The 15,928-nt window shown below is 62.4% G+C and carries 12 protein-coding genes; 5 read left to right on the top strand and 7 right to left on the bottom strand.

Annotated features, from left to right (window positions below; translation table 11 throughout):
- Position 1: 1 nt before the first annotated feature.
- The 6 genes from nirB to QN397_RS14600 all read right to left on the bottom strand — a co-directional run bounded on the left by nirB (position 2) and on the right by QN397_RS14600 (position 8,065).
- Entirely contained in the window at positions 2 to 2,509 is a 2,508-nt protein-coding gene (nirB, locus tag QN397_RS14625) for a nitrite reductase large subunit NirB (protein WP_323501254.1), read from the bottom strand.
- A gap of 28 nt (positions 2,510 to 2,537) precedes the next feature.
- Positions 2,538 to 3,446: a GAF domain-containing protein gene (locus QN397_RS14620; RefSeq protein WP_323501253.1), complete on the bottom strand. Its 909-nt coding sequence runs from the start codon at positions 3,444 to 3,446 to the stop codon at positions 2,538 to 2,540.
- 1 nt (position 3,447) lies between these two features.
- Positions 3,448 to 4,254, bottom strand: coding sequence for an ABC transporter ATP-binding protein (locus QN397_RS14615; RefSeq protein WP_323496218.1), 807 nt, complete (start codon positions 4,252 to 4,254; stop codon positions 3,448 to 3,450).
- The gene (gene ntrB / locus QN397_RS14610) at positions 4,251 to 5,174 is read right to left on the bottom strand and encodes a nitrate ABC transporter permease (RefSeq protein ID WP_323496217.1); all 924 of its coding nucleotides are present in this window, start codon (positions 5,172 to 5,174) and stop codon (positions 4,251 to 4,253) included. Before ntrB ends, QN397_RS14615 begins: the two co-directional genes overlap by 4 nt.
- Positions 5,175 to 5,184: 10 nt before the next feature.
- Positions 5,185 to 6,429 (bottom strand): CmpA/NrtA family ABC transporter substrate-binding protein, encoded by a 1,245-nt coding sequence (locus tag QN397_RS14605; RefSeq protein WP_323501252.1) that lies wholly within the window; start codon positions 6,427 to 6,429, stop codon positions 5,185 to 5,187.
- 349 nt (positions 6,430 to 6,778) lie between these two features.
- Positions 6,779 to 8,065 (bottom strand): nitrate- and nitrite sensing domain-containing protein, encoded by a 1,287-nt coding sequence (locus tag QN397_RS14600; protein ID WP_323501251.1) that lies wholly within the window; start codon positions 8,063 to 8,065, stop codon positions 6,779 to 6,781.
- A gap of 75 nt (positions 8,066 to 8,140) precedes the next feature.
- On the opposite strand from QN397_RS14600, the gene tsaD reads away from it, so the two are divergent.
- Positions 8,141 to 9,175, top strand: a complete 1,035-nt coding sequence (gene tsaD / locus QN397_RS14595; protein WP_323501250.1) for a tRNA (adenosine(37)-N6)-threonylcarbamoyltransferase complex transferase subunit TsaD — start codon at positions 8,141 to 8,143, stop codon at positions 9,173 to 9,175.
- On the opposite strand, the gene QN397_RS14590 is transcribed toward tsaD, so the two are convergent.
- Complete coding sequence (locus QN397_RS14590) at positions 9,138 to 9,899, bottom strand: alpha/beta hydrolase (RefSeq protein ID WP_323501249.1); 762 nt, start codon at positions 9,897 to 9,899, stop codon at positions 9,138 to 9,140. The genes tsaD and QN397_RS14590 overlap by 38 nt on opposite strands.
- 448 nt (positions 9,900 to 10,347) lie before the next feature.
- Between QN397_RS14590 and QN397_RS14585 the strand changes: the two genes are divergently transcribed.
- The 4 genes from QN397_RS14585 (at position 10,348) to pnp (ending at position 15,907) form a co-directional block, all read left to right on the top strand.
- On the top strand, positions 10,348 to 11,646 hold the full coding sequence (locus QN397_RS14585; protein ID WP_323501248.1) for a branched-chain amino acid ABC transporter substrate-binding protein: 1,299 nt from the start codon (positions 10,348 to 10,350) through the stop codon (positions 11,644 to 11,646).
- Positions 11,643 to 12,863: a pyridoxal phosphate-dependent aminotransferase gene (locus QN397_RS14580; RefSeq protein WP_323501266.1), complete on the top strand. Its 1,221-nt coding sequence runs from the start codon at positions 11,643 to 11,645 to the stop codon at positions 12,861 to 12,863. Before QN397_RS14585 ends, QN397_RS14580 begins: the two co-directional genes overlap by 4 nt.
- A 269-nt stretch (positions 12,864 to 13,132) precedes the next feature.
- Positions 13,133 to 13,399, top strand: coding sequence for a 30S ribosomal protein S15 (gene rpsO / locus QN397_RS14575; protein ID WP_187051337.1), 267 nt, complete (start codon positions 13,133 to 13,135; stop codon positions 13,397 to 13,399).
- A gap of 207 nt (positions 13,400 to 13,606) precedes the next feature.
- Positions 13,607 to 15,907, top strand: a complete 2,301-nt coding sequence (pnp, locus tag QN397_RS14570) for a polyribonucleotide nucleotidyltransferase (RefSeq protein ID WP_323501247.1) — start codon at positions 13,607 to 13,609, stop codon at positions 15,905 to 15,907.
- Positions 15,908 to 15,928: the final 21 nt, after the last annotated feature.

The raw sequence follows: 15,928 nt of genomic DNA, 5'->3' as shown, positions 1-15,928 counted from the left end.
ATCAAGCGGGCTGCGCGACAGGTGCCGCAGCGCTCGCCGGCGGCGCCGTATCCGCCCCGGCGACCGGCACGAACTGCCGCACGTCGACCGCCGCCCGGCTCGACTCGAACCACGGATCGGGCTCGCCATCGAGCGCGAACTGAAGCTTTTCCCAGAGCGCCTTGCGACCGGCGACGTCTTCGAGAATCCGCTTTTTCACGCGGTCGAGCCCGACGCGGCTGATGTAGTGCACCGTGCGCTCCAGGTACCAGCCTTCCTCGCGATAGAGCTGCAGGAAGGCGCCGGTGAACTCCATCACTTCTTCGCTCGTCTTGACCTTGACCAGGAAGTGCGCGACCTCGGTCTTGATGCCGCCGTTGCCGCCGACATAGATCTCCCAGCCCGAGTCGACGCCGATCACGCCGACGTCCTTGATGCCGGCTTCGGCGCAGTTGCGCGGGCAGCCGCTCACCGCGATCTTGACCTTGTGCGGTGAATACATTGCCCACAGCGCGTGCTCGATGTCCTTGCCCATCTGCGTCGAGTCCTGCGTGCCGAAGCGGCACCATTCACTGCCCACGCAGGTCTTCACCGTGCGCAGCGATTTCGCATAGGCAAAGCCGCTCGGCATGCCGATGTCTTTCCACACGCCGGCCAGGTCTTCTTTCTTTACGCCGAGCAGATCGATGCGCTGGCCGCCCGTGACCTTGACCGTCGGGATCTTGTACTTGTCGGCTGCGTCGGCGATGCGACGCAGCTCGTCTGGCGTCGTGTGGCCACCCCACATGCGTGGGATCACCGAATAGGTTCCGTCCTTCTGGATATTCGCGTGGCTGCGCTCGTTGATGAAGCGGCTTTGCGGATCGTCCTTCGCTTCTTTCGGCCAGCTGCTGATCAGGTAGTAGTTGACGGCCGGCCGGCAGCTCGCGCAGCCGTTGGGCGTGCGCCAGCCGAGGCCTTCGTACACCTCGACATGCGACAGATATTTTTGGGCGCGGATGGCCTCGCGCACGTCCTGATGGCTGGTGTCGGTGCAACCGCACATCGCCTTTTTCTTGGGTGCAGCCGAGTAGTCGCCCCCGGCGGTGAACATCAGGATCTGTTCGACCAGTCCGGTGCACGAACCGCACGATGCGCTCGCCTTGGTGTGCTTCTTCACCTCGTCCAGCGTGAAGAGTCCCTTGTCCTTGATCGCCTTGCAGATCGCGCCCTTGCTCACGCCGTTGCAGCCGCAGACCTCGGCCTCGTCGGGCATCGCCCCGGCGCTGCTGTGGCCTTCGTGGCCGGCATCGCCGATGTTCGATTCTCCGAACATCAGCTTCTCTCGGATGTCGCTCACGCTGCGGCCGTCGCGCAGCAGTTTGAAGTACCAGCTGCCATCGACCGTGTCGCCGTAAAGGCAAGCGCCCACCAGCTTGTCGTCCTTGATGACGAGCTTCTTGTAGACACCGCCGAACGGGTCGCTCATCACGATTTCTTCGGTGCCTTCGCCGCCCATGAACGAGCCGGCGCTGAACAGGTCGATGCCCGTCACCTTGAGCTTGGTCGACGTCAGCGAGCCCATGTAGCGGCCGATGCCGAACTGCGCCAGATGGTTTGCCGCGACCTTGGCCTGCTCGAACAGCGGCGCGACCAGTCCGTAAGCGATGCCGCGGTGCGCGGCACATTCACCGACCGAATAGATGCGGGCATCGGTCACCGTCTGCATCGTGTCGTTGACGACGATGCCGCGGCTGCAGTGCAGTCGCATCGATTCTGCCAATGCGGTGTTGGGGCGGATGCCGACTGCCATGACGACCAGATCGGCCGGTACTTCGGCGCCGTCCTTGAACTTGACGGCCTTGACGCGGCCTTCTTTTCCTTCGTTCTCGTCGCCGATCAACTCCTGCGTCTGCGCGCTCAAACGAAATTGAAGGCCACGCGCTTCCAGCGACTTGCGCAGCAACCCGCCCGCCACGTCGTCCAATTGGCGCTCCATCAGCCATGCGTTCACGTGCACCACGGTCACGCTCATGCCGCGAAGCATCAGGCCATTGGCCGCTTCGAGCCCGAGCAAGCCGCCACCGATGACGACCGCATGCTTATGCGTCTTGGCCGTCTCGATCATCGTGTTGGTGTCTGCGATGTCGCGGTAAGCGATCACGCCCTTCAAGTCCTTGCCCGGCACCGGCAGGATGAACGGATTGGAGCCGGTGCACAGCAGCAGCCGGTCGTAGGGCGCCTCGATCACGCTGCCGTCGGCAGCGACCGCGCGCACGATGCGCTTCACGCGGTCGACCTCGGTCACTGTCTTGCCGGCATGCAGCGTGATGTTGTTCTCGGTGTACCACTCCCACGAGTTCAGGATGATCTGGTCGACCGTCTGTTCGCCGGCCAGCACGGGAGACAGCAGGATGCGGTTGTAGTTGGGGTGCGGCTCCGAGCCGAACACTGTGATGTCGTACAGATCGGGTGCCAACTTGATCAGCTCTTCGACCGCGCGCACGCCGGCCATGCCATTGCCGACCAGCACGAGATTCATCTTTTTCATGGGTTCATCCCTCCGGATCGAGTCGTGATCAGAAATACAGAGCCATCACCGCGGTGATGTTGCCTTCGGGCGCGACCGGGATCGCGATCATCGGCGCGGCCACCGCGGGCACACCTGTCGCAAAGGCTCGGCCGAGCGCGTTCGACGCCTCTTCGCTGGCGGCCACGATCTCGGATTCGCCGAGCATGCCTTCGGCTTCTGAGAAGCCGAAGCTCCGCAGCAGCTGCGTGCCGGTCACGTCCGGCTCCCAGATCTCGACGCGCCGCGCGATCGGCGTGGCCAACGCCGACAAAAAGGCCATCACGTAGTTGGTGCCATCGATGGTCGAGCAGGGCGTCGCAAAGCCACGGTTGATGCCGACCTTGATGGCGCCATCGGCCCGCAAAAATCCCGATGCTTTGCCCAGGTCGGGCAGGAACACCGGCGTTTGTTTGTCCCACGCCATGCCGGGCAATCCGTTTCCGCGACGAAAGCTGGTAGCGCGCGAAATGAATTCGAAGGTGTCGCCGGTGGTGCCGTAGTAACCGTCGACCAGGTCCATGTCTTTCGACTCTGCCGGATCGTTGGCCCAGAGTTCGATCGCGCCGGCATGTTCTGCGTCGTCGCCGCAGAAGATCACGACCACGGCACTCAGTTGCTGCCCCTTGAAGATCGGCAACGCGATGCCGCAGGTCAGTCCTTCGGCCTTGGCGGGCACGGCGCGACGAAAGTACGAGCCTTCGAACTCTTTCAAAACGATCGGATGACCGGCCTCCCACGCCTGGCCCGGCAAGCCTTCGCCGCGGCCGAAACACAGGTTGCGGCTGGCGGCTTCGAAGCGCGTGGCCGTACCGAACGATCCACCGCCAAATTCGAGCACGCCGCTTTCTTCGCTGGGCACCCAATACTCGATCACGCGGATGAAGGTCTTGGGCACGAGGTCTTGAGCGGATGTCATATCAGGCCGCTTTTTCGACGTGGCCTTGCCGCGTGTAGAGGAAGTCGATGACAGCCTTGCGGTACTGCACGTAGTGCCGGTCTTCCGCCAGCTCGACGCGATTGCGCGGCCGTTCGAGATTGACCTTGAGAACCTCGCCGATCGTGGCCGAAGGGCCGTTGGTCATCATGACGATCTTGTCCGACAGCAGCACCGCTTCGTCCACATCGTGCGTGACCATGACGACGGTGCTCTGCGTCTTGTGCACGATGGAGAGCAGTTCGTCCTGGAGCCGTGCGCGGGTCAGCGCGTCGAGTGCGCCGAAGGGCTCGTCCATCAGCAAGACCTTGGGCTCCATCGCCAGCGCGCGGGCGATGCCGACGCGTTGCTTCATGCCGCCGGAAATTTCGCCAGGGCGCTTGTTCGTTGCCGGCGTCAATCCAACCAGCGCCAGTGCCGCATCCGTGCGGACCTTCAACTGCGCCTTATTTTCGGTCGGCGCAAACACGCGTTCGACGCCGAGGTAGATGTTCTCGTAGCAGGTGAGCCAGGGCAGCAGCGAATGGTTCTGGAACACCACCGCGCGCTCGGGGCCGGGGCCGGCGATCTCCCGGTTGGCGCACAGCAGCGTGCCGTGCGTCGGCATGGTGAGACCCGCGATCAGGTTCAGCAGCGTCGACTTGCCGCACCCCGAGTGACCGATGAGTGCGACGAATTCGCCCTTCGCCACGGTGAGGTTGATGTCACGCAGCGCCTGGAAGCTGCCTTTGGCGGTCTTGAAGGTTTGTTCGACATCGCTGATATCGATGAACTTCTTGTCGTCGTTCATGACTTCACCTCTTCGAACGTGAAAGCGGTCGCGATCTTGATGAGCGCGTATTCGAGCAGCATGCCGACGATGCCGATCACGAAGATCGCGATGATGATGTTCATCACGTTCAGGTTGTTCCACTCGTCCCAGACCCAGAAGCCGATGCCGACGCCGCCGGTCAGCATCTCGGCGGCGACGATCACCAGCCAGGCGGTGCCGACGGCCAGGCGCACGCCGGTCAGCATGTAGGGCAGCACGGCGGGGAACAGGATCTTGGTGATGATCTTCCATTCGCTCAGGTTCAAGACCTTGGCGACGTTCATGTAGTCCTGCGGCACGCGCTGCACGCCGACGGCGGTGTTGATCACCATCGGCCAGATCGAGCAGATGAAGATGGTCCAGATGGCCGCAGGATTGGCACCCTTGAACACCAGCAGGCCGATCGGCAACCAGGCCAGCGGTGACACCGGCCGCAGCAGGCTGATCAGCGGGTTGAACATGCGCGCCAGGAACTCGAAGCGGCCGATCGCGAAGCCCGCCGGAATGCCGACCGCCGCCGCCAGGCCGAAGCCCACCGCGACACGTTGCAGCGATGCGAGAACGTTCCAGCCCACGCCCTGGTCGTTGGGTCCGTTGCTGTAGAACGGATCGCTGAAAACCTTGACCGCTTGCAGCCAGGTTTCCCACGGTGCGGGAAAGGTGCCGGCACTTCGTACGGCGATCAGTTCCCAGATCAGCACCAGGATGCCGAAGCCCGCGAGCGGCGGCAGCACGCGCATCCAGAACTTGCGCAGGTCGAGCGGCTTGCGCACGCCCGATGCCGAGCCACTGGGGGTCGCAGCGGGCGCACGCACCGGGCTTGTTGCGACGGCCGCATTCGCCGGCAGCGGGACTGCGGCGGAAGCGTCGAGCGGAGAGTGAAAGACGGCGCTGACCATGCTGTGCTCCTTAAGCGTGAACCTTGAAGCCGTCGGCGTAGGCCTTCGGGTTTTTGCCATCCCAGACGATGCCGTCCATCAACTTGCTGGTGCGCATCGTGTCTTTGGGCACCGGCGTCTTGCTGGCCGTGGCGGCCTGCTTGTAGAGGTCGATGCGGTTGATCTCCGTCGCGACCTTGAGGTAATCCGGGTGCTCTTTCAACAAACCCCAGCGCTTGTGCTGGGTCATGAACCACATGCCGTCCGACAGGTACGGAAAATTGACCGCGCCGTCGTTGTAGAACTTCATGTAGTTCGGGTCGTCCCAGCTCTTGCCCATGCCGTTGATGTAGCGGCCGAGGATGCGCTGGTTGATGGCGTCGACGCTGGTGTTGACGTAGCTCTTTTCGGCGATGGTTTCGGCCATCTTGTTTTTGTTCTGCAGACCGGTGTCGATCCAGCGGCCCGCTTCCAGAATCGCGGCCGTTACGGCGCGGCAGGTGTTGGGGTATTTTTTGGTGAACTCGGCGGTGGTGCCGAGCACCTTTTCCGGATGGTCTTTCCAGATGTCTTGCGTCGTGATAGCCGTGACGCCGATGCCGTCCATGATGGCGCGCTGGTTCCAGGGCTCGCCCACGCAGAAGCCATCCATGTTGCCGATGCGCATGTTGGCCACCATCTGCGGAGGCGGAACGACGATCGACTTGACGTCCTGGATCGGGCTGATGCCGTTGGCCGCTAGCCAGTAGTTGAGCCACATCGCATGGGTGCCCGTTGGAAAGGTTTGCGCGAAGACGTATTCGCGCTTTTCGCTGGCCATCATCTTGGCGAGCGACGGGCCGTCGACCGCGCCCTTGTCAGCCAGCTTCTTGCTCAGGGAGATGGCCTGTCCGTTGTTGTTGAGCGTCATCAACACGGCCATGTCCTTCTTGGGACCGGCGATGCCCAGGTGCACGCCGTAGACCAGACCGTAGAGCACGTGGGCGAAGTCCAGATCGCCATTGACCATCTTGTCGCGCACGCCGGCCCAGCTGGCTTCCTTGCTCGGCACGATCTTCACGCCGTACTTCTTGTCGATGCCGAGCACGGATGCCATCACGACGCTGGCGCAGTCGGTCAGCGGGATAAAGCCGATCTTGACTTCTTCTTTCTCTGGTTTGTCGGAGCCTTGCGCCCAGACGGCGGCACGCAGAGCCGGGTCGAGGCCGACCGCGCCGAGGGCGGCGGCTTGCAAGATCTTGCGGCGACTGAGCTTCGTTTTAAGCAGATCGGTCATTGAGGGGCGAACTCCGAAAAAATGAAAAGGATGAACAAGGTCAAAAGACAAAGACAAAAGGCAAAGCGAAAAACAAAAAAGGCGTCCTCACCGCGCATGTGCCGCTCGAAAGCGAGCGCATGCAGATAAGGACGCCTTTGTCCGTTGGGTCGGCGACACCCGCCATTGGATGTCGCCTGCCTGGAGACCGTCGTTGGTCTATGTGAGAGCTGAGTGCAAGCAGCGTGCCAGCATTGCGGCCACTGTGATTGCTACTCAATCGATAGCATTGAAGCTAGGCTGAGATTGGTTTCGGAGAAGATTTCATCCGAAAATGCAATTTCGCACTTCGTTTGTGCAATGCACCATTTCAGCTGCCGATTGGCAGGTAGTCGGCCATAGAAAGCACTGATTCGGCGACATCGACCACCCGCCGGTTCTGGTTCATAGCGGTTTGCCGAAGCATCTGGTGCGCCTCGGGCTCAGTCAGTCGACGATGCGCCATCAACAAGCCTTTGGCGCGCTCGACGAGCTTGCGTTCGTTCAGGGCGGTACGCACGGCGTCGAGTTCGTCGCTCATGGCCTGGAGGCGTTGCGCCTGCTCCTGCATCATCTCGAGAATCGAGCGTTCGAGCTGATGGCCGTACGGCGCTGCGGCGGAAGTGAGTCCGCCACCGGCTACTTGCGGGCCAGGCTCGGCGCCCGGTTCGTCGAAAAAAGCGGTGGCTGCTGTGTCAGGCTCTCCGGCCAGTTGCTCGAGCAGGACCTCGTACGACTCGGCTTCTCCGCGTGCCTGCAGCGTCTTGTCACGGCACAGGTCGCGCAAATCCGCGGCCAGCCGATCTTCGACATCCTTCATGGCGTCGATGCGCAGTGAGCAGCAGTCGAACCAGACCGCGCTGAGTTCGGGGTCGAGCGGCACGCCGGCGGGCGCGGCGCATGCGATTCGGCGCAAACGTTCAAGTTCGGCGAGTTCGGCGTCCGGTTCGCGCTCGCGCCAGAGCTGGCTCATTGCCGGCCCGGCAAAGTCGGCGAACACGTGAAAGCAGCGCTCCTGCGCGGCGATGAGCTGAAGCCACTGCTGCTGGCGCAGCGGATCGTTCTGTCCCGTCGCAAAAGCCGCGGCACCGCAGGCGCGCTCCTGGCCGGCGAACTCCTTGCCCTGCATGAAGTTGAACATCGCCGCCAACAGGCGCGAAATTTCTGGGTCGGTGGCGCCGTCGGCCGCCTCGAACACCACGGCCAGCAGGCCGGCAATCAGCTTCGCGAAGGCCGCTGTCGCTTCTGCAGCACTGGTTTCCAGCGCACCGATGCGGCGACGCAGCGTGGGAAGGGCGTCCAGCCCGGGCAGCACCCAGGCGATGCGGCTGAACAGGCGAGTGCCACTGCCCGCACGCCGGCCTTCGCTCTCGAGGAAGTCGAACCCGACCCGAACCTCGCGTTCGAAGCGTCCGCATTCACCGATCTGGGCGCTGCGTTGCGCCGCGAAGCGACGTCCTTGCGAGGCGAGCAGGACGTTGGAAAGCCCGCGCTCGCGCTGCAGCGCGTGAACCAGCCGGCCGATGGTGCTGACCAGTTCGCTGGTACGCGCCAGCTGCTCTAGCTCATCGATTTCGCATCGCCTGGCTGCGACCAGAAAGCTCAATCCTGAATTCATGTGTGGGGCAATAGGAACTGACGGGCATCCAGCAACATCCGTGCCCCGGTATGGGGACCACCCTAAACTCGCTGGATGCTTTTATTGGGAATCGAATCATCATGCGACGAAACCGGCGTGGCGCTGGTCGAATCGCAGGGCACGGCACTGCCGATGTTGCAGGCGCATGCGTTGCACAGCCAGATCGCCATGCACCAGGCCTACGGCGGCGTGGTCCCCGAACTGGCGAGTCGTGACCATATCCGGCGCGTGCTGCCGCTGACGCAGGGCGTCATGGCCGAGGCCGGGCGCTCGCTCGCAGAGATCGATGTCGTCGCCTACACCCGGGGGCCGGGGCTGGCCGGCGCGCTGCTGGTCGGCGCAGGCGTGGCCTGTGCGTTGGGTGCGGCGCTGGGCAAGCCGGTGCTCGGCGTCCATCACCTCGAGGGGCATTTGCTCTCACCGTTCCTGAGCGCCGATCCGCCCGAATTTCCTTTCGTTGCACTGCTCGTGTCGGGCGGTCACACGCAACTGATGCGGGTCGACGGAGTGGGTCGCTACCAACTGCTCGGCGAAACCATCGACGATGCGGCGGGCGAGGCGTTCGACAAGAGCGCCAAGCTGATGGGTTTGCCCTATCCCGGTGGCCCGTGGTTGGCCAAGCTGGCAGAGCAGGGCGATCCGATGGCGTTCAAGCTGCCGCGGCCACTGCTGCACAGTGGCGACCTCGATTTCTCTTTCGCGGGGCTGAAGACCGCCGTAATGACCCAAGCGAAAAAGCTGGGAGGCGAACTGGAAACGCGCAAGGCCGATCTCGCGGCGTCGACACAGGCTGCGATCGTCGAAGTGCTGCTGAAGAAATCAATGGCTGCACTGGAGCAAAGCGGACTCGACAGGCTGGTGGTGGCAGGTGGCGTAGGTGCCAACCACGCATTGCGCGAGCAGCTGAATGCGGCGTGCGCGAAGCGCGGCATGCGAGTGCACTACCCGGAGTTGCATCTGTGCACGGACAACGGCGCGATGATTGCCATGGCTGCGGCCATGCGGCTGCAGTCGGGGCTGGAAGAGGCGAGCGAGCGCTACGCCTTCGACGTCAAGCCGCGATGGCCAATGGCGTCGCTGACCACGTAGCGTGGGCCGGAACGCCGCGGGTTACAGGTCGAGCGCCGACGTCGGCACCGACGCTGGAAGGCAGCGGCAACACATCCAGCACCTTGCGCCAGAGTTGCGACCATTGCGGCCAGTCGTGTCCGCCTTCCGTCGTGAACACGCGGTCTTGCGGCAGCGCATCGGCCAGCAGCCGGTGGTTTGAAGCGAAGCGGTCCGCCAAGCCAAAGCCGAGGTAGAGCGGCGGCAGCTTTTCGGCAGATTTCGCGCTGGCATATTGCTGCAGCCAAGGCCAGAGTTGGCGGTCGACTTCCTCGTCGGGCGCGGGGCCTGTCGGGGCTTTCCAAGCGCGCAGACCACCGGCTTTATGAATCTCCGCACCCAGCGGGCGTCGGCCGAGGTATGGCGCCAGCGCCACGATGCCTTCGACGGCACCGGGGCGGGCCAGCTCATGAATCAACGCGCCGAAACCGCCGATCGAGATTCCGACCAGCCAGAGCGATTTGTATCCGGCAGCGCGTTGTGGCGCGAGCACGTCGGTATGCAGGCGCTCGATGAACGTCTGGTCGTAGTAGTACGAAACGTTGGCGTCGACCAACAAAACGTCCGCCGCCAGATTGCGTTCCTGGACAGCGCTGACAAACCCCTCACGCTCGAACGCGTCGGGTTGCAAAAAAGCTCCCGGCAAGAACACCAGGAGGGTGTCTGAAGGCGTATTGCCATTGACCAATTTCAAGTGCGTTTCCATCGTCATCCCGATAGTCGCAAACCGTTGCAAACCTGAAGGCCCGCTGAACGTGCTCGCGCCGATGTAAGAGAAAAGTCTGTAAAAACATCAACTTTCGTGATGTTCTTCGCACTAATTGTGAGTTCGGAAACAAAAAAGGTCGGAAACAAAAAGTCACTGACGCGTTTAGTGAGGGGCTAAGACCCCGAGATCACTTGATTTGAAGCTCTGTGACGTTGTTCACAGGCAACAATTTTCCGAGCTGTAAAAGCAGGGCGCAATTTTCCAGTTTGTCTTATTCGACGTTGACAGGGCGACGGGCACAGCTGAACAGGCGCACCGGGAGAAAAGCCACGGGTGGTGTGAACGGCGGGGGCAAGAAACGTGTGTCCCGTACACTGCGCGGCCTTTCAATTCAAGAGTGCCGCTTGCCACTTTATCCAGGCACCGCGCCACGCGTTTAAAGACAATGAACTCCCGCTTTATTTGGCGTCGCAAGGCCTTGAAATTCAGCACGCTGGCGCTGTGCGCGTCGACATTGCTGTCGGCTGTTTCGCTGGTTCGCGCGCAGTCTCCGGCACCGATTCGTATCGCATTGATCGAGAGCCTCAGCGGCCCGTTCGCAAACACCGGCGAAGCCGTCTCTCGCAACCTGCTGTGGGCTGTCGAACGCGTTAACGCACGCGGTGGCATCCCGCTGCCGGGCGGTGCGCGAATGCTCCAACTCGATCGCTACGACAGCAAGGGCCAGAACGAAGAAGCACTGTCGGCGTTGCGCGCGGCCATGGACAACGGCGCTCGCGTCGTGATGCAGGGCAACTCGTCTGCCACTGCGGCAGCGCTGGTCGATGCCATCGACAAGAACAACGAGCGCGATCCTTCGAAACGCGTGCTGTTCCTCAACTATTCGGCGGTCGATCCGGTGCTGACCAACGAGCGCTGCAGCTTCTGGCACTTTCGTTTCGATGCGCACGCCGACATGCGCGTTGCTGCCCTGATGGACGTGGTGAAAGACGATCAGGACGTCAAGCGTGTCTACTTGATCGGGCAGGACTACAGCTTTGGCCAGGCCGTGTTGCGCGAGAGCCGGCGACAACTGGGTGTCCAGCGCCCCGATGTGCAGATCGTCGGCGATGAACTGCACCCGATGGGCCGCGTGAAAGACTTCGCGCCCTATGCGGTGAAGATCAAGTCGAGTGGGGCACAAGCGGTGATTACAGGCAATTGGGGGAATGACCTCACCTTGCTGGTGAAGGCGGCGCGCGAGGTCGGCTACGAGGGCAAGTTCTACACGTTCTATGGCAACGCACTCGGTGCGCCGGCCGCCATCGGGGATGCGGGCGTCGGCCGCGTGCTCGCCGTTGCGGACTGGCTGCCGAATGTGCCGACGCCGGAGTCGGCAACGTTCTACCGTGCGTTTAGGCAGCGCTTTCCGAATCCGACCGATGACTATGTGCATATGCGGATGCAACTGATGATCGAAGCGCTGGCCAAGGCCGTCGAACAGGCCGGGAGCGTTGAGGCCATGCCGGTCGCGCAGAAACTGGAGCAGGCCAACGTCAGCCTTGCGGGTCGCAGCGGTCGCATGCGCGCGAGCGACCATCAGTTCCAGCAGTCGCTGGTCGTCGGCATTATGGACCGTCTGGGCGCGCCGGGCGTCCCGTTCGATGTCGAAGGCTCGGGCTACGGTTTTCGCGTCGTGAAGAACATCGACGCTGCGCGCGCCGAGTTGCCGACCACCTGCAAAATGCAGCGGCCTGAACGCTGAAATCAAGCGATCGATCACCGGCAGTCAACGAATCTCCACAGGGCAGGAATCAACACATGCGCAAAGCAATCCAGAACCTCGAAGCCTCCAAGATCCGCGAAGTCGCCAACGCCGGACTCGGCCGCGACGACGTGCTGGCCTTCTGGTTCGGCGAGAGCGACGAAGTCACGCCGGAGGTGATCCGTCAGGCGGCGATCGACTCAATCAACGGCGGTGAAACGTTTTATGCGCACAACCTCGGGTTGCCCGAATTGCGCGCGGCGGTTGCTCGCTACACCAGCGCGATGCACCCCGCGGTGGATGTGTCGCGCATCGCGATCACGTCCGGCGGCGTCAATGCGCTGATGCTGGCGGTGCAGGCACTCGTCGATGCAGGCGATGAGGTGGTCGCAGTGACGCCGGTCTGGCCGAATCTGACGGCGCAGCCTGCCATCCTCGGCGCCAACGTTGTCTGCGTGCCGCTGGTACCGGTGCAAGGCGAGTGGACGCTCGATCTCGACAAGCTTCGCACAGCCATCACATCGAAGACCAAGCTGCTGATCGTCAATGCGCCGAACAACCCGACCGGCTGGACCATGAGCCGTTCCGAGCAGCAGGCCGTTCTCGATCGTTGCCGCGAGACAGGCACATGGATCCTTGCCGACGAGGTGTACGAGCGCCTCTACTACGAACCGACGCCGAATGGCTGCGCCCCTAGTTTTCTCGACATCTCGGTGCCCGACGACCGACTCGTGGTGGCGCACAGTTTTTCCAAGAGCTTTCTCATGACCGGTTGGCGCCTTGGCTGGCTGGTGATGCCGCCCGAAATGGTGGACGGCATGGGCAAGCTGATCGAATTCAACACTTCGTGCGCCAGTGTCTTCACCCAGCGCGCCGGCGTCGCAGCCATCGAGCACGGCAACGACATCACGCCACGGGTGGTGGCGCACCTGAAGCTGTGCCGCGACACGCTGGTGCCGTTGCTGGCGGCGGTGCCCGGCGTCAACGTCGCCGCGGCCAAGGGCGGCATGTACGCGTTCTTCCAACTCGAAGGCTTTGGCGACTCCCTGCAAGTCGCCAAGCGCCTCGTCGTAGAAGCCGGCCTGGGCCTGGCGCCCGGCAACGCCTTTGCCCCCGAAGCCCAAGGCTGGCTCCGCTGGTGCTTTGCGTCCAAAGATCCCGCCCGCCTGGTTCAAGGGGTAGACCGACTAAAAACCTGGCTGGCCGCCCAAAAGTAGAGCAGGCATCGAAGCAGCCGTCTGGCGCCGGCCGCAGGCCTGGCGCCCGTTGGTGAAACACCGCGGAACTGGCTCCGCCAGGCCGCCGGTGTTGCCCCCGGTCAGGGGGTGGAAGCAATACACGGAGTGAGCGCGCCCTGGGGGCGAGCTATAATCCCACGGCTTTGCATGCCGCAAGGCGCACGGTGCGTGCAGTTCCAGCGCACACCGCAAGTCAAACATCCCGTGCAGGCTTTTGAGCCAGTCGGATCGGAACAAGGAAATACCAAATGATCGCAGCCTCCATCAAGGCCGAAGTCGTCAAAGACAACGCCCGCGCCGCCAATGACACCGGAAGTCCAGAAGTGCAAGTTGCGCTGCTGACCGCCCGTATCAACGAACTCACCCCTCACTTCAAGACGCACGCCAAAGACCACCACGGTCGTCGCGGTCTTCTGCGCATGGTGAGCCGCCGCCGCAAGCTGCTTGACTATTTGAAGTCGAAGGATGCCGCACGTTACACCGCGCTGATCGCCAAGCTGGGTCTGCGCAAATAAGCCGAGTCGCATGCAAAAACGCCTGAGTTAGCCCGCTAGCTCAGGCGTTTTTTACTTCGCGAATCGATTCAGGAGTGCCGAAACAGAGCGAAGCTGTGTCATTCCACTGAAGTTCGATCCGAGCTTCACTGGAATGGCATCGTGTTCTGAGAAGCGCTCCCTCCCGGCGGGCCCGTGTGGGTTCGTCAGCAAAAACAGGAGCAAAACATGAGCCTCTTCAACAAAGTCACCAAGTCGTTCCAATGGGGCGGCAAGAACGTCATTCTGGAAACCGGTGAGATCGCCCGCCAGGCCGGTGGCGCAGTCGTCGTCGATATCGAAGGCACCGTCATCCTGGCCACCGTGGTCGCTTCCAAGTCGGCCAAGCCCGGCCAGGACTTCTTCCCGCTGACCGTCGACTACATCGAGAAGACCTATGCCGCGGGCAAGATCCCCGGCAGCTTCTTCAAACGCGAAGCCAAGCCCAGCGAACACGAAACGCTGACCAGCCGCCTGATAGATCGTCCGATCCGTCCGCTGTTCCCTGAAGGCTTCTTGAACGAAGTGCACGTGGTGATCCACACGCTGTCGCTCAACCCCGAAGTCGATGCCGACATCGCGGCGATGATCGGCGTGAGCGCCGCACTGTCGATCTCCGGCATTCCGTTCAGTGGCCCGATCGGCGCTGCACGCGTGGGCTACATCAACGGCCAGTACGTGCTCAACCCGGGCCAGACCGCGCGCAAGGATTCGCTGATGGATCTGGTCGTCGCCGGCACCGAAGCCGCTGTGCTGATGGTCGAGTCGGAAGCCAAACAACTGTCCGAGGAAATCATGCTCGGTGGCGTTGTGTTTGGGCACGAGCAGGCCAACATCGCAATCAATGCGATTCACGAACTGGTGCGTGACGCCGGTAAGCCGATGTGGGACTGGACGGCACCCGCCGAGGACGAAGCCTTCGTCTCGAAGGTCAAGGGTCTGGCCGAAGAAAAACTACGCGCGGTCTATCAGATCCGTAGCAAGCAAGCGCGTACGCAAGCGCTGCGCGAAGCGAACGCCAGTGTCATGGCATCGCTGAAGGCGAGCGGCGAACCGTTCGATGCCGGCAAGGTCAACGACTTGTTGTTTTCTATCGAATCGAAGATCGTTCGCAGCCAGATCCTGTCGGGTGAACCCCGCATCGACGGTCGCGACACGCGCACCGTGCGCCCGATCGAAATTCGCAACTCAGTGCTGCCGCGCACGCACGGCTCGGCCTTGTTCACCCGTGGTGAGACGCAGGCGCTGGTCATCACGACGCTGGGCACCGAACGCGATGCACAGCGCATCGACGCGCTGGCCGGCGAGTACGAAGACCGCTTCCTGTTCCACTACAACATGCCTCCCTTTGCCACGGGCGAAACCGGCCGCATGGGTTCGACCAAGCGCCGCGAAATCGGTCACGGCCGTTTGGCCAAGCGTGCGCTCGCCGCGATGCTGCCGTCCAAGGAAGAATTTCCGTACACCATTCGCGTGGTCTCGGAAATTACGGAATCGAACGGTTCGTCGTCGATGGCTTCGGTCTGCGGCGGCTGCCTGTCGATGATGGATGCCGGCGTGCCGATGAAGGCGCACGTCGCCGGCATCGCCATGGGCCTGATCAAGGAAGACAACCGTTTCGCGGTGCTGACCGACATCCTGGGCGATGAAGATCATCTGGGCGACATGGACTTCAAGGTGGCCGGCACGACCAACGGCATTACCGCGTTGCAGATGGACATCAAGATCCAAGGCATCACCAAGGAAATCATGCAGGTTGCGCTGGCGCAAGCCAAGGAAGCGCGCATGCACATCCTCGGCAAGATGCAGGAAGCGATGGGCGAAGCCAAGACCGAAATTTCTAGCTTTGCGCCACGTCTCATGACCCTCAAGATCAACCCGGAAAAAATCCGCGATGTGATCGGCAAGGGCGGCGCTGTCATCCGCGGCCTGCAGGAAGAAACCGGCACGCAGATCAGCATCGACGAAGACGGCACCATCACGATCGCTTCGACCGATCCGGCCAAGGCCGAAGAAGCGAAGAAGCGCATCGAACAGATCACCGCGGAAGTCGAAATCGGCAAGATCTACGAAGGCCCGGTCACCAAAATTCTGGACTTCGGCGCACTCATCAACCTGCTCCCGGGCAAGGATGGCTTGCTGCACATCAGCCAGATCGCGCACGAACGCGTCGAGCGGGTGCAGGACTACTTGACCGAAGGCCAGATCGTCAAGGTCAAGGTGTTGGAGACCGACGAAAAGGGCCGCGTCAAGCTGTCGATGAAGGCATTGACGGAGCGTCCGGCTGGCATGGAGTTCCAGGAACGCGCGCCGCGTGAAGACCGTGGTGGCGAGCGCCGCGAGCGCTCCGACCGTGGTGACCGCGGTGGTGACCGTGGTGATCGTCAGCCGCGTTTCAACAACGAGCAGCGCAATGAGCCGCGTAGCGACTCGCGCAATGAACAGCCGGCGCCTGTCGCCGAGCAAGCACCTCGCGAATCGCAAGAGTGAGAAGGGTGCGGCGGTGTTGGC

Origin of the sequence: Variovorax sp. RTB1 (assembly GCF_035018765.1) — a bacterium.
Lineage (GTDB): Bacteria > Pseudomonadota > Gammaproteobacteria > Burkholderiales > Burkholderiaceae_C > Variovorax.
Note: the sequence above shows the minus strand (reverse complement) of the source record. Positions and strands in the feature narration are given on the sequence as shown.